The sequence below is a fragment of the Aliiruegeria lutimaris genome, assembly GCF_900099935.1.
Lineage (GTDB): Bacteria > Pseudomonadota > Alphaproteobacteria > Rhodobacterales > Rhodobacteraceae > Tropicimonas > Tropicimonas lutimaris.
Window position 1 is genome coordinate 38,565 of record NZ_FNEK01000011.1, and the last position, 21,812, is coordinate 60,376.

The window sequence follows — 21,812 nt, forward strand, 5'->3', positions numbered from 1 at the left end:
CATGAGCGACGCACAAACCCCGCCAGTCCTGATCCTGCTCGGCCCCCCCGGGGCCGGCAAAGGGACGCAGGCCCGTATGCTCGAAGAGAAGTTCGGGCTGGTTCAGCTTTCCACCGGTGACCTTCTTCGGGGCGCCGTGGCAGCAGGAACCGAGGCTGGCAAGGCCGCCAAGGCCGTGATGGAGGCGGGGCAGCTCGTCAGCGACGAGATCGTGATCGCGGTTCTGAAGGATCGTCTCGGCGATGATGACACCGCGAATGGCGTCATCCTCGACGGCTTTCCGCGCACCACGGCCCAGGCCGAGGCGCTGGACGGGCTGCTGGCCTCTTCTGGCCAGAAGATCAACGCCGCTATCTCGCTCGAGGTCGAGGACGAGGCGATGGTCGAGCGGATCTCGGGTCGCTACACCTGCGCCGAATGTGGCGAGGGCTACCACGACAGCTTCAAGAAGCCGGACGTGGACGGCACCTGTGACAAGTGTGGCGGCACGGAGTTCAAGCGCCGCGCTGACGACAATGCCGAAACCGTGCGTTCGCGCCTTGCTGCCTATCACGAGCAGACCGCGCCGCTGATCGATTTCTACAAGGGCCGGGGCGTTCTTCAGGAGGTCGCCGCCATGGGCGCGATCGAGGAGATCGCCACCAAGCTCAGCGAAATCGTCGAACAGGCCAAGGCCTGATCGCCGAAAAAAGAGTCTGCCGGACAGTGTAGCGCCTGTCCGGCGAAAAGGGATTGCCGACCAGGCTCGCGCTTGATCGGAGGGATGCGTGCGTCCTCTAGCACCCATCCCGAAACCGGTTCGCTTGAAAATGGACTGGACTGATAAGGTCGCGGCGCGCGGGAGGCACGTCGTGGGAAAAGGGAAACCAACTCGGGAGGACCGCAATGTCGGACAAACCTGAAGCCAATGCGTATTGGGCGGCGAATATCAAGATCGTCACCTGGTGCCTCGTAATCTGGGCCGTCGTGCCCTTCCTCTTCGGCATCCTGCTGCAGCCAGTCATGCCGGGCTTTGCATTCTGGGTTGCCCAGCAAGGCTCCATTCTCGTCTTCCTGGCAATCATTTTCTTCTACGCCTGGCGGATGAACAAGCTCGACGCCGAACACGGCGTGGACGAGCAGTAAGAATATAGGGACAGGGAAACATGGATCAGTTTGTACTTAACTGGATCTTTATCGGTGCGAGCTTCGCGCTCTACATCGGTATCGCGATCTGGGCCCGCGCGGGCTCTACTTCCGAATTCTATGCCGCCGGCCGGGGTGTTCATCCCGTCGTCAACGGCATGGCCACCGGCGCTGACTGGATGTCGGCCGCCTCCTTCATCTCGATGGCGGGTCTGATTGCCTTCACCGGCTACGACAACTCGACCTTCCTCATGGGCTGGACTGGCGGCTACGTGCTGCTGGCGCTGATGCTCGCGCCCTACCTGCGCAAGTTCGGCAAGTTCACCGTTTCGGAATTCATCGGCGACCGTTTCTACAGCCCGACTGCGCGCCTCGTGGCCGTGATCTGCCTGATCGTCGCCTCGATCACCTACGTGATCGGCCAGATGACCGGCGTCGGCGTTGCCTTCGGCCGTTTCCTCGAGGTTGACAATACCACCGGCCTGCTGATCGGTGCCGCGGTCGTCTTCGCCTACGCGGTGTTCGGCGGCATGAAGGGCGTGACCTACACCCAGGTTGCCCAGTACGTGGTGCTCATCACCGCCTACACCATCCCGGCGATCTTCATCTCGCTGCAGCTGACCGGCAACCCGATCCCGGCGCTCGGCCTGTTTGGCGATCACGCCGCTTCCGGCGAGCCGCTGCTTGCCAAGCTGGACCAGATCGTCTCCGAGTTGGGCTTCAACGAGTATACCGCGCACCACGCCGACACGCTGAACATGGTTCTGTTCACCTTGTCGCTGATGATCGGTACCGCCGGCCTGCCGCACGTCATCATGCGTTTCTTTACCGTGCCGACCGTTGCCTCCGCGCGCTGGTCTGCCGGCTGGGCGCTGGTGTTCATCGCGCTGCTGTACCTCACGGCCCCGGCCGTTGGTGCGATGGCCCGCCTGAACATCTCCGAACTGATGTGGCCGAACGGCACCGATGGTGAGCCGGTCTCCATGGAGATGATGGAGAACCAGGAAGAATATGCTTGGATGGCCACCTGGCAGAAGACCGGCCTGCTCGGCTGGGAAGACAAGAACGGCGACGGCAAGATCGCCTACTTCAACCAGGGCAATGCCGACAAGGCTGCCGCCATGGAAGCCGCCGGTTGGGGTTCCGAGAACGAGCTGACCAACTTCAACCGCGACATCCTGGTTCTGGCCAACCCGGAAATCGCCAACCTGCCGGGCTGGGTTATCGCGCTCGTCGCCGCCGGTGGTCTCGCCGCCGCGCTCTCGACCGCTGCCGGCCTGCTTCTGGCGATCTCCTCGGCTGTCTCGCACGACCTGCTCAAGGGTCAGCTGACCCCGAACATGTCGGAAGCCAACGAGCTGATGTCCGCTCGGGTCGCCATGGCCGCTGCCATCGTGGTCGCCACCTACCTGGGCCTCAACCCTCCGGGCTTTGCCGCCCAGACGGTTGCGCTCGCCTTCGGTCTGGCTGCTGCCTCGATCTTCCCGGCCCTGATGATGGGGATCTTCTCCAAGCGTGTGAACAACGTGGGTGCCGTCTCCGGTATGCTCGTCGGCCTGGTGGTCACGCTGGTCTACATCTTCCTGCACAAGGGCTGGTTCTTCATCCCGGGCACCAACAGCTTCGACGACAGCGACCCGCTGCTGCTGACGATCAAGTCGACCTCGTTCGGCGCGGTCGGTGCTGCCCTGAACTTCGCCACGGCGATCATCATCTCCAAAGCGACCAAGGCGCCGCCGCAGGAGATCGTCGATCTGGTCGAAAGCGTCCGGGTGCCGCGTGGCGCCGGTGCTGCCGCCGCGGATCACTGATCCCGCAGGTCCGCAGGCAGGGTTACCCAATGGCCTTGCCTGCAACCTGAGACAACAACCGGCGCGTCCCTTTGCCCGAAGGGGCGCGCCGCCTGCCTTTCAGGACCCCTTAAAACGGTGAGACGATGACCGACGCCGCCCTCGACCGAGACACACGGATCCTCCGGTTCCTCGAAAACGTCCACCCCTATGACAGCCTCAAGCGCGAGACGCTGACCCGCATCGCCAGCGTGTTTCTCGAGCGCAAGCTTGCTGCTGGCGAGGTGATCTATTCCGCCGGCGCATTGCTCGAAGGCCTCTACCTGATCGAGCACGGCACGGTTGAAATCACCGACCAGAGCGGAGCGCAGGTTTCCATCCTGCATGGCCGCAACTCGTTCGGCGAGCGTGGCCTCACCCGCGACGGGATGGCGATGACCAATGCCAGGGCGGTCGAGGAAACCCGCCTCCTGCTGCTGCCGGCCGACGAGTTCCACGACCTCATCCAGACGTCCCAGAGCTTCTCCCGTTTCTTCGACCGTGGCCGCAGCCCGGAAAAGGAACGCCGCAGGGATCTGAGCGCGCAACGCGTAGCCGACCTGATGGCGCGCAACCCGATCACTGTTTCGCCGGATACCGGCATCCAGACCGCGGCCGGAATGATGCGCGACACGCGCGTCTCCTGCCTCGCCGTGACCGAGGGCGACAACCAGCTTGTTGGCATCGTGACCCTGCGTGACATGGCGACCAAGGCGGTGGCCGCGGGCCTGTCCGGGGACACGCCGGTCAGCCAGATCATGACCGCCAACCCCGCGAGCCTTGCCCCCTCCGCGCTTGGCTCGGACCTGTTGCACATCATGCTGGAACGCAAGGTTGGCCATGTGACGGTGACCGAGGGCAACCGCATCGTCGGCATCCTGACCCAGACCGACCTGACCCGCTTCCAGGCAATCAGCTCCGCCTCGATGGTGCAGGAAATCGCCGAGGCCTACACGGCCCAGGAAATGGCCAAGGTCACCGCGCGCCTGCCAAGGCTGCTGATGCAGCTTGTCGGCGCTGGCAACCGGCACGAGGTCGTCACGCGGTTGATCACCGATATTGCGGATGCGGTCACCCGCCGCCTCCTGGCGCTTGCCGAGGCCGAGTTCGGCCCGCCGCCCGTGCCCTATCTCTGGCTTGCCTGCGGCAGCCAGGGGCGGCAGGAACAGACCGGTGTTTCGGATCAGGACAATTGCATGATCCTCGACGACGCCGTGACCGAAGCTGACATGCCCTATTTCCGCAAGCTGGCGAAGTTCGTCTCCAACGGGCTCGATACTTGCGGCTATTTCTACTGCCCCGGCGACATGATGGCGACGGCCGAGCGCTGGTGCCAGCCGCTCGCGGTCTGGAAGCGCTATTTCCAGGGCTGGATCGACAAGCCGGATCCGGAAGCGCAGATGCTGGCGTCGGTAATGTTCGACCTTCGCCCGATCGGCGGCACGCACAGCCTGTTCGAGAACCTTCAGGAGCAAACGCTGGAGGCGGCCCGCAGGAACACGATCTTCGTTGGCCACATGATCGTGAATTCGCTCAAGCACACGCCGCCGCTAGGCCTGTTCCGCGGCTTTGCCACGGTACGTTCTGGCGAGCACAAGAACGAGTTGGACATGAAGATGAACGGCGTCGTGCCGGTTGTCGATCTCGGCCGCATCTACGCGCTTCAGGGCGGGATCACCGAGGTAAACACGCGCGCGCGGCTGGAAGCGGCCGAGGCGCTTGGCACGATCTCGCATTCGGGCGCACATGACCTGCTAGACGCCTATGACCTGATCGCCGAGACCCGCCTGAAGCGGCAGGCCGACGAGATCAAGGCCGACCGCAAGCCCGACAATTTCATGCCGCCCTCGGATCTGAGCGATCTGGAACGCAGCCACCTGCGCGACGCTTTCGTGGTGGTCCGAACGATGCAATCGGCCATTGGCCAGGGCAAGGGCATGTTGAGTTGAAACAGAAATTTTCCACGGCAGCACGACTGCCTGGAACAGGGGAGGGGCCATGTTCCTCGAATTGATCGCCGCCGTATTCGCCGCTGTCGCAGCGGCCGGGGTCGTCTATCTGTTGAACCGCCTTCTGGGTGGTCGCCTGCCGGGCTGGCTGATGCCCGTCGCGGCCGGCGCGATGATGATCCTGTTTACCATCCGCATGGAATACACATGGTTCGAACGCACCTCCGCGGAGTTCCCGGAGGATGTGGTTGTCACGAAAGTCCATGAATCCACGGCTTTCTTTCGCCCTTGGACCTATGTCACGCCGCTGGTGAACCGTTTCGCCGCTGTCGAGACCAGCGCCATTCGCAGCAACGAGGCCGTGCCGCATCTGCGCATGTTCGACATGCTGCTCTTTGGCCGATGGCAGCCGCCGCAGGTCGTGCCGATGATCGTCGATTGCGACGCACAGCTCGGCGCGCCGCTGCTCGACACGGTCACCTTCGATGCCTCCGGCGCTGTCGAGAACGCCCAGTGGGCGCCAATCCCGGAGGATGACCTGACGCTCGCTACTGTCTGCAAGGAGATCCGACCATGACCGGCACAGATCACCCGGCCAGAATCCTGATCGTCGAGGACGAGGACAATATCGCTCTCGCGCTGAGCCATGTGCTCGGGCGGGAGGGCTGGACGGTCGAGCGTGTCGCCGATGGCGATGCCGGGCTGGCGGCCGTGCGGGACCTTCACCCGGATCTTGTCTTGCTTGACGTGATGCTACCGGGCATGACGGGCTACGAGGTCTGTCAGGCCGTGAGGCTTGAGCCGGAGCTGGCGGAGGTGAAGATCCTGATGATGACGGCGCGCGGGAACGCGATGGAGCGGCGCAAGGGACTTGCGCTCGGCGCGGACGGTTTCATTGCCAAGCCCTTCGACCTTTCGGACCTGCTGGAACAGGCGCGCGCGCTTCTGTCCGGCCCTGCGGAGCCAAGCAATGCATGAGTGGCTGGCGCGCAAGCTGAGCCTGCGACTGCGGGTCTTCCTGTTCTTCGCACTGGTTGCATTCGGCGGGATAGCCGCGGTCTTCGCGGGCCTGTGGCTGGGCTACCGGCGCGTGCCGGAATCCGGGCTCGAAGGCGGTTTCGTCTTTGCCGGCCTCGTGTCCAGTTTCGGTGTTCTGGCAATGGTGGTCTGGGTCTGGTTCCTGTTCGACGAGAATGTCGCCAAGGCGATCCAGAAACTGGCCGGCGGGATGCGGGCCCGCGCCCATGCCGACATCGCAGAGGAGCTCGATCACCAACCGGCGCGGTACCTTGGCGACCTCGCCCCGGCAGCACAGGCGATCACCGGCTCGCTCTCTGAGACCAAGAACGCCCTCGCCGAAGCCGTGGAACGGGAAACGACCCGGCTGGCGGTCGAGAATGCCCGGCTGCAGGCCCTGTTGGCCGACGTGCCCGCCGGCGTGCTGCTGTGTACCTGCGAGCACCAGATCGTCTTCTATAACGGGCAGGCGCAGGAGATCCTGTCGGGAGAAATCTCCGCCGGCCTCCACAGGTCGCTGCTCGATTATCTGCGCGAGGGCCCGCTCCAGAATGCTTACCGGCGCCTACTGACCTCCGAAGATGCCGATGCGTCTAGCGATATCCTCTGCGCCTCCGTCCAGTCCGGCGAGGTGCTGGCCGGACGGATGCGCCTCGTGAACCTGCCGCAGCGCAGTGCGGACGAGCCGGGCTACGTGCTGACGCTGCGCGATGTCACCTCCGATTTGGCGCTGCATGCCGGGCGCGAGGAGCTGCTGGAAGAAGTCTTCGAACGGGTTCGCCGCCCCGCCGCGAACCTACAGACGGTGCTGGATTCCGGCTCCATGGACAATGGCAACAGCCGTGCGGCCTTGCTGGGAGAGGTTGGGGCGCTGACCCATGCCATCACCGATCTGGGCGCGCGCTACGATGCGGCGCGTGGCGGCTGGTGGCCGATGGAAGACATTCGTGCCAGCGAGTTGGTGGATTCCGTCGTGGCACTGCTGGAGCGCGAGGGGATCCACCTGACCGCCGAGGCGGAACGCCTGATGCTGCGTTGCGATGCGTTTCAACTCGTCGCGCTGCTGACGCATCTTTGCGAGCGGCTGTCGACCGTGATCGGCGCCACGGCGCTCTCGCTGCGCATCGCTGAGGAGGAAGATGGCGGTGCGCTCGTCACCATCGGCTGGTTCGGGGACGTGCTGCAGGTGGGCCTTCTGGACGGGTGGTTGGACCTTCCGCTCGAGGTGGGCATGGCGAACGTGACCGGACGCACGGTGCTGTCGACCCATGCAACCGATGCCTGGCCCGAATCCGGCGCGGTGGGCAGGGCGCTGTTGCGCCTGCCGTTGCGGAAGGCCTGTCCCATCGGGGCGCCGCATGTCGGCGCACGCCGGTCTGCCGTCTATGATTTCGACCTAATGGATCGCGAGCCGAGCGGTGAACTGGCCGAGACCCCGCTGCGCGAGCTGACTTGCGTGGTGTTCGATACCGAAACGACCGGCCTGCTGCCGTCCTCCGGAGACGAGATCGTCCAGATCGCGGCTTTGCGGCTGGTCGGCGGCAAGCGGATTCCGGGCGAAAAGTTCGAGAGCCTCGTGAACCCGGAACGCCCGATCCCGGCCTCGGCGACCGAGGTGCATCACGTGACAAACGAGATGGTAGCGAAGGCTCCGGTCATCGCCGATGTCGGTCGGCGTTTCCACGCCTTCGCCCATGACGCGGTACTGGTGGCGCATAACGCGCCTTTCGACCTGGAATTCCTGCGTCGGCACGAGGCCGATATCGGCAAGCGCTTCGATCACCCGGTGCTCGATACCGTGCTGCTCTCGGCGGTGGTGTTTGGCCAGTCCGAGACACACACGCTCGACGCGCTGACCGAACGGCTCGGTATCGTCATCCCGCCCGAAGCGCGCCACACCGCCATGGGCGACACGATCGCCACAGCCGCGGCGCTCGAGATGATGATCCCGATGCTGGAAGGGCAGGGCTATCGCACCTTCGGCGAAGTCATCACGGCGGTGCGTCGCCACAGCCGCTTGCTAAAGGATGCCAACAGCCCGGAGAAAGTGCCCGGATGATCCGCCTCAGATGCGCATCAACGTGCCGAAGATCCTGTCGCGATGCTCTTCGAGATATATGCGCAGCCAGGGCGTGAACCGCTCGGGCCGGCGCGCCACCTCGGCGGTCAGGTCATAGAAGCCGACCCATTCGACCTGTGCCACCTCGGCCGGGTTGGGCGTGACCTTCATCTTGGTCTGGGCGGTGGCCATGAAGATATCGACCACCTCGTGCTCGATCATTCCGTTGCCGACATCCGCCCGGTATTCGACCCGGTCGCGATGTGCGGGCCAGAGCCCGACAATTCCAAGCTCCTCGCGCAGCCGGCGCACCGCACAATCCGCCGCCGGTTCGTTCCAGCGTGGGTGGGTGCAACAGGTGTTCGCCCACAGGCCGCCCGAATGATACTTGTGATGGGCGCGGCGCTGCAGCAGCACGTTCTGGCCATCCATCACGAACACCGATACCGCCTTGTGGCGCAGCCCCTTGCGGTGCACCTCAAGCTTTTCGACCGGTTGCAGGGTTCCATCGACCCATGCGGGAATCAATTCGTCGGTCATCGACTTTTCGTCCGGGAGTGGCCCTGGCGACCCCGTGGCGGCTGAAAGGTTTTAGGCGGAGTGCCCGCGCTGCAACGCGGGCAGGTTCGCCTCCGATGTAAGCGCCGATCGAAAAACACTTCACCTCGACAAGGTGCCACAGGGGAAGTTTGCCTATGAAATTGGCCCTGAAATGCCGGTTTGGTGTGGTTGGACGAGGCAAATACCCCCAGGAAAACGATTTCGTGACCTGTCCTGTGGTTTGTCTGCGTCGATTTGCCCAATCTGTAGGCTGAAGGGAAATCGCCCCCGGGTGGAGCGGAAACCACCGAGATCGCTTAACAAACCGATCTCTCTGCCTATAGGCTGTCAGCTATATAAAATCAGGGAGCCGACCATGTTTACCCGCCACTTTCTCGGCACGGCCGTTCTGGCGCTTGCAGCCAGCGGAGCCCTTGCCGCGCAGGATCATATCACCATCGGTATGGCGCTGGAGCCGCCCAATCTCGATCCGACAGGAGGGGCCGCAGCGGCCATCGACGAGGTGGTCTATGCAAATATCTTCGAGGGGCTGACGCGTTTCGCCCCCGATGGCGCCATTGTGCCGGGGCTGGCGGAAAGCTGGGACGTGTCCGGGGAGGGTGCGGTCTATACCTTCCATCTTCGCGATGGCGTGAGCTTCCATGACGGCTCGAAAATGGATGGCGAGGATGTCGTCTTCTCGCTGGAGCGTGCCCGCACCGAGGACAGCACCAACGCGCAGAAGGCGCTTTTTGCCGGGATCGAAACGGTCGAACTCGTTGATCCGCTGACCGTCAAGGTGACACTCGCCAACCCGGATGGCGCCTTCCCGTTCAAGATGGCCTGGGGCGACGCGGTCATTCTCGCGCCCGAAACCGCCGAACAGGCGGCGACGGCACCCGTGGGAACCGGTCCTTTCGCCTTCGACAACTGGACCCAAGGCGATTCCGTCGATATCGCCCGCTATGACGGCTACTGGGGCGCGGCCCCGGCGCTCGCCAGCGCCACGTTCAAGTTCATCTCGGACCCGAACGCGGCCTTTGCCGCGATGATGGCCGGCGATGTCGATGCTTTCCCGAACTTCCCGGCGCCGGAAACGCTGATGCAGTTCGAAGCCAACCCGATGTTCAAGGTGATCGTGGGATCGACCGAGGGCGAGACCATCCTGTCGATCAACAACAAGTCCGGCCCCCTGGCCGATGTGAAAGTGCGCAAGGCCATTGCCCATGCCATCAACCGTCAGGAGATCATAGACGGAGCCATGCATGGCTACGGCACCCCGATCGGCACCCATTTCGCGCCGCATAACCCCGACTACCTCGATCTGACCGGGCAGTCCGCTTATGATCCCGCGATGGCCAAGAGATTGCTGGAAGAGGCCGGCCAGGCGGATCTGAAACTGCGTCTGGCCCTGCCGCCCCCCGCCTATGCCCGCCGCGGTGGCGAGATCGTCGCCGCACAGTTGCGCAAGGTTGGAGTCCAGACCGAGATCTCGAACCTGGAATGGGCGCAATGGCTGGAGCAGGTCTTCAAGGGCAAGGATTTCGACCTGACCATCGTCAGCCATACCGAGCCTGCCGATATCAACATCTATGCCCGGCCGGATTACTACTTCCAGTATGACAATCCCGAGTTCCAGGCATTGATGGTGGAGCTGGAAAAGACCGCCGAACCTGCCCGGCGCACCGAGATCCTGCACGCTGCGCAGAAGATGATCGCCGATGACTACGTGAATGGCTACCTGTTCCAGCTGGCAAAGACCGGTGTGGCCAACAGCAAGATCGAGGGGCTTTGGGAGAACGCACCAACCCAGGCGAATGACCTGACCGGGGTCCGTTGGATCGACTAAGCAAGCGTGGTCTTTGGCTTCTGCCCGGACGGTTCAGGCCAAAGTCAGGTTCTGGCTTGTACGGGGAATTGGGGGCGCTGCCCCCAAACCCCCGGGATATTGAAGGTCAGAAGAAAATGGGGCCGGACTTTCATCTTCTTCTGACCGGAAATATCCCCGCCGGAGGCACGATCCAAAGGATCGTTTCCGCAGTCCCGGACGGTACGGTTTCCGGCAATCCTGAATTATTGCCCATGCAAGAAAAGTTCGTCGCTTTTCCAAGGATCCGCGACCCGAGCCCGTCTCACCCCGTGACATGCGCATGACAACCGATGACGAAGCCTTGGCCCGCGCTGCGGCAAGTGGCGACCGAGACGCCTTCGCGGCGCTCGTGAACCGGCATTACGACCGGCTTTTTGCCTTTGCCTTCCGTCTGACCGGCGCCCATGCCGAGGCGGAGGATCTGACGCAGGATATCTGTGTGGCGCTGCCCGCCAAGCTGAAATCCTTTCGTGCCGAGGCGCGTTTCACGACCTGGCTCTACCGGGTCGCGGTGAATGCTGCCCATGACCGCCGTCGCCGCGCCGCCACCCATGCTCGGGCCGCCGATGGCTGGGGTGACTGGGAGACCGCACGCCGCGCCGCCGATGCGGAAACGCAGCAGGCCGTTGGCTGGCTGGAGCAGGCGATGGACCGACTCAAGCCGGAGTTGCGCGACACCGCTGTATTGATCCTGGCAGAAGAACTGACACAGGCAGAGGCAGCCAGTGTTCTCGGCCTGTCCGAGGGAACCATCGCGTGGCGCATGTCGGAAGTGAAGAAAGCCCTGCGTGCGATCGCGGAGGAAGAGCAATGACAGATGATCTCGAACGGCTCCGCGCCGCCCTGAAAACCGCCCCGCCGGCCGCTGATGCGAGCCGCAAGGCGGCGGATATTTCCGCCGCCATGGCCGCTTTCGACCAGGAAACCGAAAATCCCCTCCAAGGATCGCCCGCCGAGCCGCGTCCATCCAACAGCCGCCCCATGATGGGGCGCCTGATTGATGGAGGAATTTCGATGATCCATGCCCTGACCAGCCGCGCCGGCCTCGCCGCCACCACCGGGCTTGTTACCGCCGGCCTCGCCGTCCTGATCGTTCTGCCGCAGGATATCGGTTTCGGGCCAAATCCCGATGACGCATTTCCCGAAACTCGCAACGAGAGCGCTGACATGACCGTTGCGACCGTGGCGTCCGACGCACCGGTCGAACGCGACCTGGCCGAGGCTGTTGAACCGATGCTGGAACTGGCCAGCCCGTCCCCGGCCGCGCCGCTCGTGCGACAGGCGGCTCGCGCCAAGATGGCGCCAGCCGCAGGCGTCGCATTGGACAGCATGGCTTTGTCCGATGCCCCGATGGCCTTCGGCCGGGCGCCGCAGGCCGAACTGGCAACCGAAGAATTCGCCAACGATGAGGCCGCCGGTGTGACTGCCGTGACGGATCAGCCCGTCTCGACCTTCTCGGTGGATGTCGATACCGCCTCCTGGTCTGTTCTCCGTTCTTCGTTGATGAACGGGTATCTGCCGCCTTCCGATGCAATCCGCATCGAGGAAATGGTGAATTACTTCCCCTATGCCTATCCGGCCCCCAAGCCGGGCGGGGATCCGTTCGAACCGACCGTGAACCTGAGCCAGACACCCTGGAACCCGAACACGCAGATCCTGCATATCGCGCTACAAGGCGAGATGCCGGCCGTTCAGGACCGCCCGCCGCTCAATCTCGTCTTTCTCATCGACACCTCGGGTTCGATGCAGGACGCGAACAAGCTGCCGCTTCTGAAACAATCCCTGCGGCTGATGCTGGGAGAGCTGCGCCCCGAGGACGAGGTCGCCATGGTCGCCTATGCCGGCAGCGCCGGGCTGGTGCTGGAGCCGACACCGGCCGGTGAGGCCAGCAAGATCCTCGCCGCGCTGGACCGGTTGGAGGCTGGCGGATCGACTGCCGGGCAGGAAGGGCTGGAGCAAGCCTATGCCATCGCTGCCGACATGGCGGGCGAGGGCGAGTTGTCCCGTATCCTTTTGGCCACCGATGGCGATTTCAATGTCGGTATCCACGATCCGGACGCGCTCGAAGATTTCATCGCCGCGAAACGCGAAACCGGCGCCTATCTGTCGGTGCTTGGCTTTGGGCGTGGGAACCTGGACGATGCGACCATGCAGGCGCTGGCACAGGCCGGTAACGGGCAGGCCGCCCATATCGACACGATCGCCGAGGCGCAGAAGGTGCTGGTGGACCAACTTACCGGCCAGCTCTTCCCCATCGCGCAGGACGTGAAGGTGCAGGTGGAATTCAACCCGGCCGTGGTGGCCGAGTACCGCCTGATCGGCTACGAGACCCGCGCGCTGCGCCGCGAGGATTTCGCCAATGACAAGGTGGATGCCGGCGAGATCGGTGCCGGCCACCAGGTGACCGCGCTTTACGAGGTCACGCCGGTTGGCTCTCCCGCGGTGCTGAACGAGCCGTTGCGCTACCAACCGGGTGCCGGCACGCGCGAAGCGAGCGATGAGCTTGGCTTCCTGCGGCTGCGCTACAAGGCGCCGGGCGAAAGCGAGAGCCACCTGATCGAGACGGCGATTCCCGCAGGTGTCTCGGAGGCGTCGGTCGAAACCCGCTTTGCCTCCGCCATTGCCGGGTTCGGGCAACTCCTGCGCGGTTCCGTCTATACCGGCGAGTGGAACTATGCCGATGCCATCGCATTGGCAAACAGCGCCCGTGGCGAAGACGCCTTCGGCTACCGCGCCGAGGCCGTCCGTCTCATGCGCCTTGCCGAGACGCTCGCGGCGCCACGCTGACCATCAGGGCAGCCAGCGCGATCGCCGTCACCCCGGCCAGCCCCAGCGGGCCGGGGAAAGTGGCAAAAAGCAGGATGTCGAAACCGAGCGCCCACGCCATGCCGGTGAAATCGAAGGCCGCCAACGCGGCGACGGAGGCCCGCGCCGTGGCCTCCGTTGCCGCGATATGGGCCAGCCCGCCCAACAGACCGGCGCCGATCAAGCCGACCAGCAGGGCGCCCTCGACCGGCACCCAGCCGAAAGGCGCGGTCGCCAGCCCGACCAGCGTTCCTGTCACCGCAAAGGTCAGGGCGATGGACGCTGGCGCCTCGGTCTTCGTCATTGCCTTGATATGAACCCGGACGAAACTCGTCGTCAGCGCGAAGGCGAGCCCGGCGGCAATTCCCCACAACGCTTCCGTTCCCGGCATCTCCAGCGCTTCCCAAAGCATCGCCAACACACCTGCAAAGCCCAACCCGACGGCCATCACGAAACGCGGTGCGATCCGTTCGCCCAGGGTCCACGCCGCCAACGGCAGCGACAGAACTGGCGCCAGGAACCCGAGCGCGGTCGCATTTGCCACCGGCAACCAGGCCAGCGAGAGGAACGACAGCGCCATGGAAATCACGCCCAGAAGCCCGCGTGTGAAATGCAGACCCAGGCGGTGCGGTATCAGCTCTCCCGGGAAATTCCCGCGCAGGGCCACGTAGGACATGATCGGAATGAGCGCGAACGCCGAGCGACAGAAGATGATCTGCCCCACGGGCACCGACTCGGCCAGCGCATGCACCAGCGCCGACATGGCCGTGATCAGGAAAGCGGCCAACAATCGGAGCGCGACACCTGGTGCAAGATGGACGGGAGCGGACATGGCGCAGCGTTATCGCAAACAAGTTTGACGGGAAAGCTGCCAATCCGCCGCGAAGCGGCGCCACCGCCGCTCGGCCTTCGGCCGGCGGCACGCCCCCCTGCGCTCAGGCCGCCGGCAGGGCCGGTGCGGCGTCCAGCAAGGCGCGCGTGTAGGAATCCGTCGGAGCGGAAAACACCGCCTGCGTTTCTCCCTCTTCCACGATCCGCCCCGCTTGCATGACCAGCACCCGGTCCGTGATCGCCCGCACGACCGTAAGGTCATGTGCGATGAAAAGGTAGCTCAGCCCGAACCGCCCTTGCAGATCCGCCAGAAGATCCATGATCTGAGCACGGATCGAAACATCGAGAGCGGAGACCGCCTCGTCCAGGATAATCAGTTCCGGACGGGTGATCAGCGCGCGGGCAATCGCGATCCGCTGGCGCTGCCCGCCGGAAAATTCGTGCGGGAACTTGTCCCGGTCCGAGGAGGCCAGCCCGACATTCTCCAACGCCTCGCCAATCCGCTCCTTCAGGTCCGGCGGCCGCCCGGTCAGGTGAAACGGCTCGGTCAGCAGGCGCGCAACCCGGTGGCGAGGGTTGAAGGAACCGTAGGGGTCTTGAAAGACGACCTGCATGCGGCGGCGCAACTCGGCCGGCATCCGGGTCGAGACCGGCTGGCCATCGAGCAGGATTTCGCCTCCCTGAAACGCTTCCAGCCCGAGGATGGCGCGGGTCAGGGTCGACTTCCCGCAGCCGCTTTCGCCGACCAGCCCGAGGCTTTCCCCGCGTTTGACCGCGAAGCTCACTCCGTCGACGGCGCGAAACGAGGGGCGCGGCCCGAACAGGCGCTGCCGCCGGAGCGTGTAATCCCGCACTGCCCCGCGCACTTCCAGCAATGGCGCCTCGCTCTTTGCCGATGCGCGCTCAGGCTGATGGCGTGAGGCATCGAACAACGCGCGCGTGTACGGGTGGCGCATCTCGCGCAGGAGCGTCGCGGTCGGCGCGCGCTCCACCACCGCGCCTGCCTTCATCACGGCAATCTCGTCGGCCATCTCGGAGACGACAGCAAGATCATGGGTGATGAAAAGGCAGGCCATCTCCTCCTCGCGCACCAACTCGCGGATGAGGTCCAGGATCTGCGCCTGCGTGGTCACGTCGAGCGCCGTCGTCGGTTCGTCCGCGATCAGCAGCTTTGGCCGCAGCGCGATCGCGAGCGCAATGCAGACCCGCTGCCGCTGTCCGCCTGACAGCTCATGCGGGTAGCGGTCCAGCGGGAACCGCTCCGGCACCAGCCCGACCCGCGCCAGCCGTTCCCGCGCGATGGCCCGCGCTTCGGACCGGCTGGCCGTCCCATGGACCAGCAGCGTCTCCGCCACCTGGTCGCCAATGGTCTGGACGGGGTTCAGGGCCGTCATCGGTTCCTGGAAGATCATCCCGATCTCGGCCCCGCGCACCGCGCACATCTGCCGCTCGGACAGCTCGTTCAACTCGCGGTCTTCCAAATGCACTTTCCCGCGCATCTGTGCCCCATGTGGCAGCAGCCGCATGATCGAAAGCGCCGTCATGGATTTGCCCGAGCCGCTCTCGCCCACAAGCCCGAGCGTCCGCCCCGCTGCGATGTCCAGCGAGACATCCCGCAGCACGGGAATGCCCGACAGGGTCAGGGAGAGCTTTTCGATGCCGATCACCGCACCGCCCTCCGCAATCGCGGATCAAGCAGGTCGCGCAGCCCGTCTCCCATCAGGTTGAGGCCGAGTACCGTCAGCACGATCGCCAGCCCCGGCAGGAGCGCAAGCCGCGGATAGCCGTAGAAAAACGTCTGCGCATCGGCGAGCATCCGTCCCCAAGAGGGGGTCGGCGGCTGCGCCCCGAGGCCGACATAGCTGAGACCCGCCTCGGCCAGGATGCCCATCGAGAACTGGATTGTTCCCTGCACCACCAGCAGGTTGGCGATATTGGGCAGGATATGTTCGGTCGAGATCAGCACCTTTCCCTTGCCGGCCACGCGTGCGGCAAGGATGAATTCCCGCGGCCAGATGGTCAGCGCCGCGCCACGTGCCACGCGGGCGAAAACGGGGATGTTGAAAATCCCGATGGCGAGGATGGCGTTGAGCGCCGAGGGGCCGAAGACGGCGGTGATCAGGATGGCGATGACGAGGCTCGGGAAGGCAAAGATCAGGTCATTGCCGCGCATGATGATCTCGTCGAGAAACGAGCCGCGATTGGCGGCCGCCGAGAGGCCCAGCGGCACCCCGAGCGCGATGCCGATACCCACCGCCACCAGCGCCACGGCGATAGAGGTCCGCGCGCCGGCCATGAGCATGGAGAGCATGTCGCGCCCGAGATGGTCTGTTCCCAGCCAATGCGCCGCCGAGGGCGCCGAAAGCTTGGCCGCGATTTCCAGCTCGGTGACGTCGTAGGGTGTCCAGACCAGCGAGAGCAGCGCGGCCAGCAGGAACACCCCGAACAGCGCGCTGCCCAGCCGGAGTTGGATTGGCCAGTTCATCGCGAATGCCTCAGGCGCGGGTCGACCAGCGCATAGGCAAGATCGACGAGAAAAGTCACAAGTATGACCGCGAAAACGAGTAGCATCACGACCGACTCCACGACGACGAGATCGCGTTGCGTGATCCCCTGGAAGATCAGCAGGCCGAGCCCCGGCAGGAAGAACACCTTCTCGATGATGATCGCCCCGGCCAGCAGGAAGGAGAATTGCAGTCCGACAATGGTCAGCACCGGGATCATCGCGTTGCGCATTCCGTGGCGGCGGATCGCCTGTCCTTCCGACAGGCCCTTGGCGCGGGCGGTACGGATGTAATCCTGTCCGAGTGTCTCGATCAGGGCAGAGCGCATCACGCGGGCAAGGATCGAGGCCTGCGGCAAGGCCAACGCGACGGCGGGCAGCGTCAAGGCCTTCAAGGCGGCGAACGCGCCCGCATCCCAGCCGGGGAAGCCGCCTGCGGGGAAGATCGGCAACGTGATCGCCAGCAGTACGACGAGCAGCATGGCGAACCAGAAATTCGGCACCGCGATACCGAGCTGTGTCAGGCCCATGATTCCATAGTCGAACATCCTGCCGCGTCGCGCCGCGGCAACCATTCCGATCGGCAATGCCAGCAGGACCGAGAGCAGCAGGGCATAAAAGGCCAGTGGTATCGAGATCCAGAGCCGTGCCGCCACGAGGTCCGCAACCGGCACGCGATAGGTATAGGAGGTCCCGAAATCGCCGGAGAGCATTCCGCTTACCCAGTCGAAATAGCGCGCGCCCAGTGTTCCGGTAAGCCCCAGTTCTTCCCGCAGGGCGGCGACGGTGTCTTCCGAGGCGTTCAGGCCAAGCATGAAGGCGGCAGGGTCGCCCGGGATGATCTCGACAACGGCAAAGATCACCAGGCTCGCCGCCACGAGCGACAAGCCCAACGAGACCAGGCGGGTGATCACGTAACGCAACATGCAGCGACGTTAGCCTCCGCTGCGACGCGGCGCCAGTGCGAAGGGAAAGCCAGTTGCCGCGCTGTGCCGGGCAGGAAGAGGGGGGCTTTGCCCCCCGCGCTCTTTCGAGCGCTCCCCCCAGGATATTTGGGGAAAGATGATGGACATAGCCGTCTGGTTTCATCTTTCCCCAAACATCTCCGCCGGAGGCACGATCCGAAGGATCGTTCAGGCGCAGCCAGCGAAAACGGGCATCTGGTATCTCCCGGGTGTTTCTGCCACGCTATCCGATGCCGGGGCGATGGCGTCGCCCCTTCAATGGCTTTCCCGTCCTGAACGCCGGGACCTTTCTTTCGAGGGGTCCGGAATGCTGCGGCCCCGAAACGGAGGTCGACATGACGACGCGCCCGCAATCCTATCGCTTTCACAACGGCGAAAAGGCCAGCCTTCCCTTTACTGTGTCCGAATATGAGGCTCGCCTCAGCGGATTGCGCGCCATCATGGCGCAAGCAGGCGTGGAGGCAGCGGTTGTTACGTCGATGCATTCCATCGCCTATTATTCGGGCTTTCTCTATTGCAGTTTTGGCCGGCCATACGGGTTGGTCGTGACCGCGACGGATTGCGTGACGATTTCCGCCGGTATCGATGCGGGCCAGCCCTGGCGGCGCTGTTTGGGTGACAACATCACCTATACCGACTGGAGTCGGGACAATTTCTGGCGCGTGGTGGCGCAGGTCGCCGGGACCGGGCGCGTTGTTGGCGTGGAAGAAGACCACCTGACGATCGACGCCGCCGGCAAGCTCGCGACTTTTCTCTCCCCACGGCAGACCATCAACATTGCCCCCGCCTCCATGCAACAGCGGATGCGCAAGAGCCCGGCCGAGATCGCGTTGATACGTGCCGGCGCGGCGGTTGCGGATGTCGGCGGGTACGCCATCCGGGATTCGATCCGCGAGGGTGCCCGCGAGATCGATGTCGCCATGGCCGGGCGCGATGCGATGGAGTTGGAAATCGCGAGGCGTTTTCCGGAGGCCGAGTATCGCGACACCTGGGTCTGGTTCCAGTCCGGCATCAATACCGATGGTGCGCATAACCCTGTGACAGGGCGCAGGCTGAAGCGCGGAGATATCCTGTCGCTCAACACCTTTCCCATGATCTCGGGCTACTACACCGCTCTGGAGCGTACGCTTTTCGTCGGCGAGCTCGATGAAGCCTCGCGCGCGATCTGGGAGGCGAATATCGGCGCGCACGAGTTGGGCATGTCGCTGCTCAAACCCGGTTCCTCCTGTTCCGAGGTCACCGCCGGCGTGAATGCCTTTCTCGAAGAGCGCGATCTGCTGCAATTCCGGACCTTCGGCTATGGCCACTCCTTCGGGGTGCTGTCGCATTACTATGGCCGGGAGGCTGGGCTGGAGTTGCGCGAGGATATCGACACGGTGCTGGAACCGGGCATGGTGATCTCGATGGAACCGATGTTGACCCTGCCCGAGGGCATGCCGGGCGCGGGCGGTTACCGGGAACACGATATTCTCGTGATCACCGAGGATGGCTGCGAAGATATGACCGGCTATCCCTACGGTCCGGATTTCAACGTGGTCGGATAGTCGCACTTGCCCGACCGGGCGTTGCGGCATAAGTTCGGGGTGGAGACAGGGATGTCTCCGCTTCCCGACAATTGAAAACGGAGAATGCCATGACCGATCTGGTTCTGGCCGCCCGCAGCTTTGCCGAGACCCGCCATGCGGGTCAGTTGCGCAAGGATGCCGAGGGCAGCCCCTATTTTATCCATCTCGAGGAAGTCTCCGCCCTGACCGAACGGTTCGGTGGCGACGAGACGGCCATCTGCGCGGCCTGGCTGCATGACACGGTCGAGGACTGTCCGCCGACTTCTGTCGAGGAGATTGCCGCGGCCTTCGGTGCCGAGGTTGCCTCGGTGGTGGCTGAACTGACCGACGACAAGGCCCTGCCGAAAGCGGAGCGCAAGCGGATGCAGATCGTCAACGCCGTGAAGAAATCGCCGCGTGCCTGCCTCGTTAAGGTTGCCGACAAGAGCAGCAATTGCCGTTCGGTGCTCGAAACGCCGCCCTCGGACTGGAGCGACGCGCGCAGACTCGAGTATATCGATTGGTCCGAACGGGTGGTTTCCGGTCTTGCCCATTGCCCGCCAGAAGCGCTCGATCATTTCGAGGCGCTGGTGATCCGTGCGCGCCGCGAGATCCGGCTCTAGGCTCGTCTCAAGACTCGAGCGAATACCGTGATGGTGAGAGCCAGCACGGCCAGCAGGGCAAAGGCCAGGCGCAGGGAACTGGCCTCGGCCACGAAGCCGATCACCGGTGGGCCCAGCAGCAGCCCGCCATATCCCAGCGTTGCCACCGAGGCGATGGCCTGTCCGGGCGGTATGTTCGCGTCGATGGCGGCACGGCTGAAAGCGAGCGGCATGACCGCGGCGTAGCCAAGCCCCATCAGGACGAAGCCGGCAAGCGTCATTGGCAGCGTGGCGAAGCTGACCACAAGCAGCAATCCAGACGCCGACAGCACCCCACTGGCCTGTGCCATGCGGACCGGGCCGAATCGCAGGACCAGTTGGTCCACGACGAGCCGCATCGCCACCATTGTCACTGAGAAGACAGTGAAGCCGAGCGCGGCTTGGGACAGGTCCGTGCCGACGACATCGGCGAGGTAGATTGCGCTCCAGTCGGCAACGGCGCCTTCGCCCACGGCCGCCGAGAGCGCCATTATTCCAACCATAACCAACGCGCCACGCGGGATGGCGAAGATCGGCGCGTTCGGATCGTGCGGTCGCGTCGCGGATGTCCAGGGCAGGCTCAGGAAGGGCAATAACAGACCGGCCGAGAGCAGCGAGCCAAGGGTGAAATGCAGCTCGATCGACCAGCCAAGGCGTGTCGCGGCATAGCCGGTTGCGGCCCCGAGCCCGGCGCCGAGGCTCCACATCGCGTGGAAGGACGACATGACCGAGCGCTTCATAAGTTTCTCGACCTCGGTCGCCCATGTGTTCATCACCACGTCCATCGAGCCGTGCGCCATTCCGAAGACGAAGAGCGCCGCGCCGAGCCAGGCGGGCGAGGGCGCAAGCGCAATGAGCAGCAGCGTGAAGACATAGGCCGCCGAAACCGCTCGCGTGATCCGGACCGCCCCGAGCCCATCGGCGAGCCGGCCCGCCAGGGGGAACGAGACCAGTGCCCCAAATCCCATGAACAACAACAGCAGTCCAAGCTGTGCTTCGCTCAGACCGTGGCGGTCCACGATTGCCGGAATCCGGGAGGCCCAGATGCCGAGAAGGATCCCGTTGAAGGCAAAGGCCGCGGCAACGGCGCGCCAGGGGCTGCGCAAGGCGGTGACGCGGGGGAGGCGAATGTCAGACATGGCGGATTTCCAGGCCGGTTTCAGCAATCGGGGCGGTAATCTCGGGCGGGGCGTCGGTCACGAGCAGGTCCAGTTCATCGCAGCGGCAAACGCGGTGGCGCGCGCGGCGGCCAAGCTTTGCCGCGCCTGTCAGCACCACGGCTCGGTTGCTTGCGGCCCGCATGGCGCGGCTCACCGCCGCCTCGTCGGCATCGTCACCGCCGAGGCCGAACGCCGCGTCCAACCCGCAGGCACCGAGCAGGCAGAGATCGGCGGCAATGTCCGAGATCGCCGCGACCGCTTCATGCCCGACGGATATGCCGCCGAAGGCCGAGAGCCGCCCGCCGATCAGGATGGTTTCCGTGCCCCGCGCGAGCAATTCGGTTGCCACCACGGGCGAGGGCGTGACAGCCAGCGCCCGTGGCAGGGGCGGCAAGGCGCGCGCCAGCCGCGCCAGCGTCGTGCCGCCATCGAACATCACCACCATGCCGTCCCGCACCAGATCGAGGGCCGCATCCGCGATACGGTCCGCCACTTCCTGGCTGGCCTGCAGACGTTCGCGCAGCGGCGGGGCGGGGCGCGAGACGGGCAGGGCGCCGCCCCGCACCCGTTGGACTGCCCCTTCGGCTTCCAGCGCCAGCAGGTCACGGCGGATCGTGTCCGCAGAGACGCCGAACTCTTCGGCCAGCCGGACCAGCACCAGAGGCGCGCCCGACGCGGCGCGGGTTTTCAAAATACCCTGCCGGGCTTCGGGGCTGTTGAGTATCGGGTCCATGGGGCGAGTCGTATTCTGCTGCGTTTTGCACTGGTATGCGCATCTGTGCAGTAAATTGCAATATACCGCAAGGCACCCGTCAGCCGGAAGTCGCGGGCAGGCTTCCGCGCTTCGCGGCAACGGTGCTCTTGATGCGAGAGCCTGTAGGAATGACGCAGGTCTCACTGCGCGTGAATGCCGGTCAGCGCGCTTCGGTCTGGCCTCATCTACGTTTCTATCCGCACGCGCGGCGTATCGGCCT

The 21,812-nt window shown here is 64.5% G+C and carries 19 protein-coding genes; 12 read left to right on the plus strand and 7 right to left on the minus strand.

From position 1 onward, the window contains the following. The first annotated feature begins 1 nt into the window (after window position 1). The 7 genes from BLR85_RS07210 to BLR85_RS07240 all read left to right on the plus strand — a co-directional run bounded on the left by BLR85_RS07210 (window position 2) and on the right by BLR85_RS07240 (window position 7,979). A complete protein-coding gene (locus BLR85_RS07210) occupies window positions 2-679 on the plus strand; it encodes an adenylate kinase (RefSeq protein ID WP_093152562.1) in 678 nt (225 codons plus the stop codon). A 206-nt stretch (window positions 680-885) separates the two neighbouring features. Then, the gene (locus tag BLR85_RS07215) at window positions 886-1,125 is read left to right on the plus strand and encodes a DUF4212 domain-containing protein (protein ID WP_068311414.1); all 240 of its coding nucleotides are present in this window, start codon (window positions 886-888) and stop codon (window positions 1,123-1,125) included. 20 nt (window positions 1,126-1,145) lie between these two features. Continuing rightward, entirely contained in the window at window positions 1,146-2,936 is a 1,791-nt protein-coding gene (locus tag BLR85_RS07220; protein WP_093152570.1) for a sodium:solute symporter family protein, read from the plus strand. 125 nt (window positions 2,937-3,061) lie between these two features. Beyond that, window positions 3,062-4,903 carry a DUF294 nucleotidyltransferase-like domain-containing protein gene (locus BLR85_RS07225; RefSeq protein WP_093152579.1) on the plus strand — a complete coding sequence of 614 codons (1,842 nt, stop codon included), beginning with the start codon at window positions 3,062-3,064 and terminating at the stop codon, window positions 4,901-4,903. 49 nt (window positions 4,904-4,952) lie between these two features. Further along, window positions 4,953-5,480: a hypothetical protein gene (locus BLR85_RS07230; protein ID WP_093152586.1), complete on the plus strand. Its 528-nt coding sequence runs from the start codon at window positions 4,953-4,955 to the stop codon at window positions 5,478-5,480. Beyond that, entirely contained in the window at window positions 5,477-5,881 is a 405-nt protein-coding gene (locus BLR85_RS07235) for a response regulator transcription factor (protein WP_093152594.1), read from the plus strand. The genes BLR85_RS07230 and BLR85_RS07235 overlap by 4 nt, the downstream gene beginning before the upstream one ends. Then, window positions 5,874-7,979 (plus strand): 3'-5' exonuclease, encoded by a 2,106-nt coding sequence (locus BLR85_RS07240; RefSeq protein ID WP_244520641.1) that lies wholly within the window; start codon window positions 5,874-5,876, stop codon window positions 7,977-7,979. Before BLR85_RS07235 ends, BLR85_RS07240 begins: the two co-directional genes overlap by 8 nt. Before the next feature lie 6 nt (window positions 7,980-7,985). On the opposite strand, the gene idi is transcribed toward BLR85_RS07240, so the two are convergent. Further along, window positions 7,986-8,519 carry an isopentenyl-diphosphate Delta-isomerase gene (idi, locus tag BLR85_RS07245; protein WP_093152601.1) on the minus strand — a complete coding sequence of 178 codons (534 nt, stop codon included), beginning with the start codon at window positions 8,517-8,519 and terminating at the stop codon, window positions 7,986-7,988. Window positions 8,520-8,895: 376 nt separating this feature from the next. Between idi and BLR85_RS07250 the strand changes: the two genes are divergently transcribed. The 3 genes from BLR85_RS07250 to BLR85_RS07260 all read left to right on the plus strand — a co-directional run bounded on the left by BLR85_RS07250 (window position 8,896) and on the right by BLR85_RS07260 (window position 13,176). Further along, complete coding sequence (locus tag BLR85_RS07250) at window positions 8,896-10,368, plus strand: ABC transporter substrate-binding protein (protein WP_093152610.1); 1,473 nt, start codon at window positions 8,896-8,898, stop codon at window positions 10,366-10,368. A gap of 301 nt (window positions 10,369-10,669) precedes the next feature. Beyond that, the gene (locus BLR85_RS07255) at window positions 10,670-11,203 is read left to right on the plus strand and encodes an RNA polymerase sigma factor (protein ID WP_093152797.1); all 534 of its coding nucleotides are present in this window, start codon (window positions 10,670-10,672) and stop codon (window positions 11,201-11,203) included. Continuing rightward, window positions 11,200-13,176 (plus strand): vWA domain-containing protein, encoded by a 1,977-nt coding sequence (locus tag BLR85_RS07260; RefSeq protein ID WP_093152617.1) that lies wholly within the window; start codon window positions 11,200-11,202, stop codon window positions 13,174-13,176. The genes BLR85_RS07255 and BLR85_RS07260 overlap by 4 nt, the downstream gene beginning before the upstream one ends. Here BLR85_RS07260 and BLR85_RS07265 read toward each other — a convergent pair. From BLR85_RS07265 to BLR85_RS07280, 4 genes are all read right to left on the minus strand, one after another. After that, on the minus strand, window positions 13,139-14,026 hold the full coding sequence (locus tag BLR85_RS07265; protein WP_093152623.1) for a DMT family transporter: 888 nt from the start codon (window positions 14,024-14,026) through the stop codon (window positions 13,139-13,141). The genes BLR85_RS07260 and BLR85_RS07265 overlap by 38 nt on opposite strands. A 103-nt stretch (window positions 14,027-14,129) precedes the next feature. Next, the gene (locus BLR85_RS07270) at window positions 14,130-15,692 is read right to left on the minus strand and encodes an ABC transporter ATP-binding protein (RefSeq protein ID WP_212635030.1); all 1,563 of its coding nucleotides are present in this window, start codon (window positions 15,690-15,692) and stop codon (window positions 14,130-14,132) included. Next, window positions 15,689-16,510 (minus strand): ABC transporter permease, encoded by an 822-nt coding sequence (locus BLR85_RS07275; RefSeq protein WP_093152636.1) that lies wholly within the window; start codon window positions 16,508-16,510, stop codon window positions 15,689-15,691. The genes BLR85_RS07270 and BLR85_RS07275 overlap by 4 nt, the downstream gene beginning before the upstream one ends. After that, window positions 16,507-17,454, minus strand: a complete 948-nt coding sequence (locus BLR85_RS07280) for an ABC transporter permease (RefSeq protein WP_093152643.1) — start codon at window positions 17,452-17,454, stop codon at window positions 16,507-16,509. The genes BLR85_RS07275 and BLR85_RS07280 overlap by 4 nt, the downstream gene beginning before the upstream one ends. A gap of 374 nt (window positions 17,455-17,828) precedes the next feature. Between BLR85_RS07280 and BLR85_RS07285 the strand changes: the two genes are divergently transcribed. Both BLR85_RS07285 and BLR85_RS07290 read left to right on the plus strand, forming a co-directional pair. Then, window positions 17,829-19,037, plus strand: coding sequence for an aminopeptidase P family protein (locus tag BLR85_RS07285; RefSeq protein ID WP_093152802.1), 1,209 nt, complete (start codon window positions 17,829-17,831; stop codon window positions 19,035-19,037). A gap of 89 nt (window positions 19,038-19,126) precedes the next feature. Continuing rightward, window positions 19,127-19,660, plus strand: a complete 534-nt coding sequence (locus BLR85_RS07290) for an HD domain-containing protein (protein ID WP_093152649.1) — start codon at window positions 19,127-19,129, stop codon at window positions 19,658-19,660. Here BLR85_RS07290 and BLR85_RS07295 read toward each other — a convergent pair. Beyond that, complete coding sequence (locus BLR85_RS07295; protein WP_093152654.1) at window positions 19,657-20,817, minus strand: MFS transporter; 1,161 nt, start codon at window positions 20,815-20,817, stop codon at window positions 19,657-19,659. The genes BLR85_RS07290 and BLR85_RS07295 overlap by 4 nt on opposite strands. Further along, a complete protein-coding gene (locus tag BLR85_RS07300) occupies window positions 20,810-21,571 on the minus strand; it encodes a DeoR/GlpR family DNA-binding transcription regulator (protein ID WP_093152662.1) in 762 nt (253 codons plus the stop codon). The genes BLR85_RS07295 and BLR85_RS07300 overlap by 8 nt, the downstream gene beginning before the upstream one ends. Window positions 21,572-21,812 lie beyond the last annotated feature (241 nt).

Coding starts and splice junctions, on each gene's coding strand:
- BLR85_RS07210 (WP_093152562.1), top strand. CDS start 2: ATGAGCGACGCACAAACCCCGCCAGTCCTGATCCTGCTCGGCCCCCCC.
- idi (WP_093152601.1), bottom strand. CDS start 8,519: ATGACCGACGAATTGATTCCCGCATGGGTCGATGGAACCCTGCAACCG.
- BLR85_RS07265 (WP_093152623.1), bottom strand. CDS start 14,026: ATGTCCGCTCCCGTCCATCTTGCACCAGGTGTCGCGCTCCGATTGTTG.
- BLR85_RS07285 (WP_093152802.1), top strand. CDS start 17,829: ATGACGACGCGCCCGCAATCCTATCGCTTTCACAACGGCGAAAAGGCC.
- BLR85_RS07280 (WP_093152643.1), bottom strand. CDS start 17,454: ATGTTGCGTTACGTGATCACCCGCCTGGTCTCGTTGGGCTTGTCGCTC.
- BLR85_RS07215 (WP_068311414.1), top strand. CDS start 886: ATGTCGGACAAACCTGAAGCCAATGCGTATTGGGCGGCGAATATCAAG.
- BLR85_RS07290 (WP_093152649.1), top strand. CDS start 19,127: ATGACCGATCTGGTTCTGGCCGCCCGCAGCTTTGCCGAGACCCGCCAT.
- BLR85_RS07260 (WP_093152617.1), top strand. CDS start 11,200: ATGACAGATGATCTCGAACGGCTCCGCGCCGCCCTGAAAACCGCCCCG.
- BLR85_RS07275 (WP_093152636.1), bottom strand. CDS start 16,510: ATGAACTGGCCAATCCAACTCCGGCTGGGCAGCGCGCTGTTCGGGGTG.
- BLR85_RS07220 (WP_093152570.1), top strand. CDS start 1,146: ATGGATCAGTTTGTACTTAACTGGATCTTTATCGGTGCGAGCTTCGCG.
- BLR85_RS07250 (WP_093152610.1), top strand. CDS start 8,896: ATGTTTACCCGCCACTTTCTCGGCACGGCCGTTCTGGCGCTTGCAGCC.
- BLR85_RS07240 (WP_244520641.1), top strand. CDS start 5,874: ATGCATGAGTGGCTGGCGCGCAAGCTGAGCCTGCGACTGCGGGTCTTC.
- BLR85_RS07235 (WP_093152594.1), top strand. CDS start 5,477: ATGACCGGCACAGATCACCCGGCCAGAATCCTGATCGTCGAGGACGAG.
- BLR85_RS07230 (WP_093152586.1), top strand. CDS start 4,953: ATGTTCCTCGAATTGATCGCCGCCGTATTCGCCGCTGTCGCAGCGGCC.
- BLR85_RS07295 (WP_093152654.1), bottom strand. CDS start 20,817: ATGTCTGACATTCGCCTCCCCCGCGTCACCGCCTTGCGCAGCCCCTGG.
- BLR85_RS07255 (WP_093152797.1), top strand. CDS start 10,670: ATGACAACCGATGACGAAGCCTTGGCCCGCGCTGCGGCAAGTGGCGAC.
- BLR85_RS07225 (WP_093152579.1), top strand. CDS start 3,062: ATGACCGACGCCGCCCTCGACCGAGACACACGGATCCTCCGGTTCCTC.
- BLR85_RS07300 (WP_093152662.1), bottom strand. CDS start 21,571: ATGGACCCGATACTCAACAGCCCCGAAGCCCGGCAGGGTATTTTGAAA.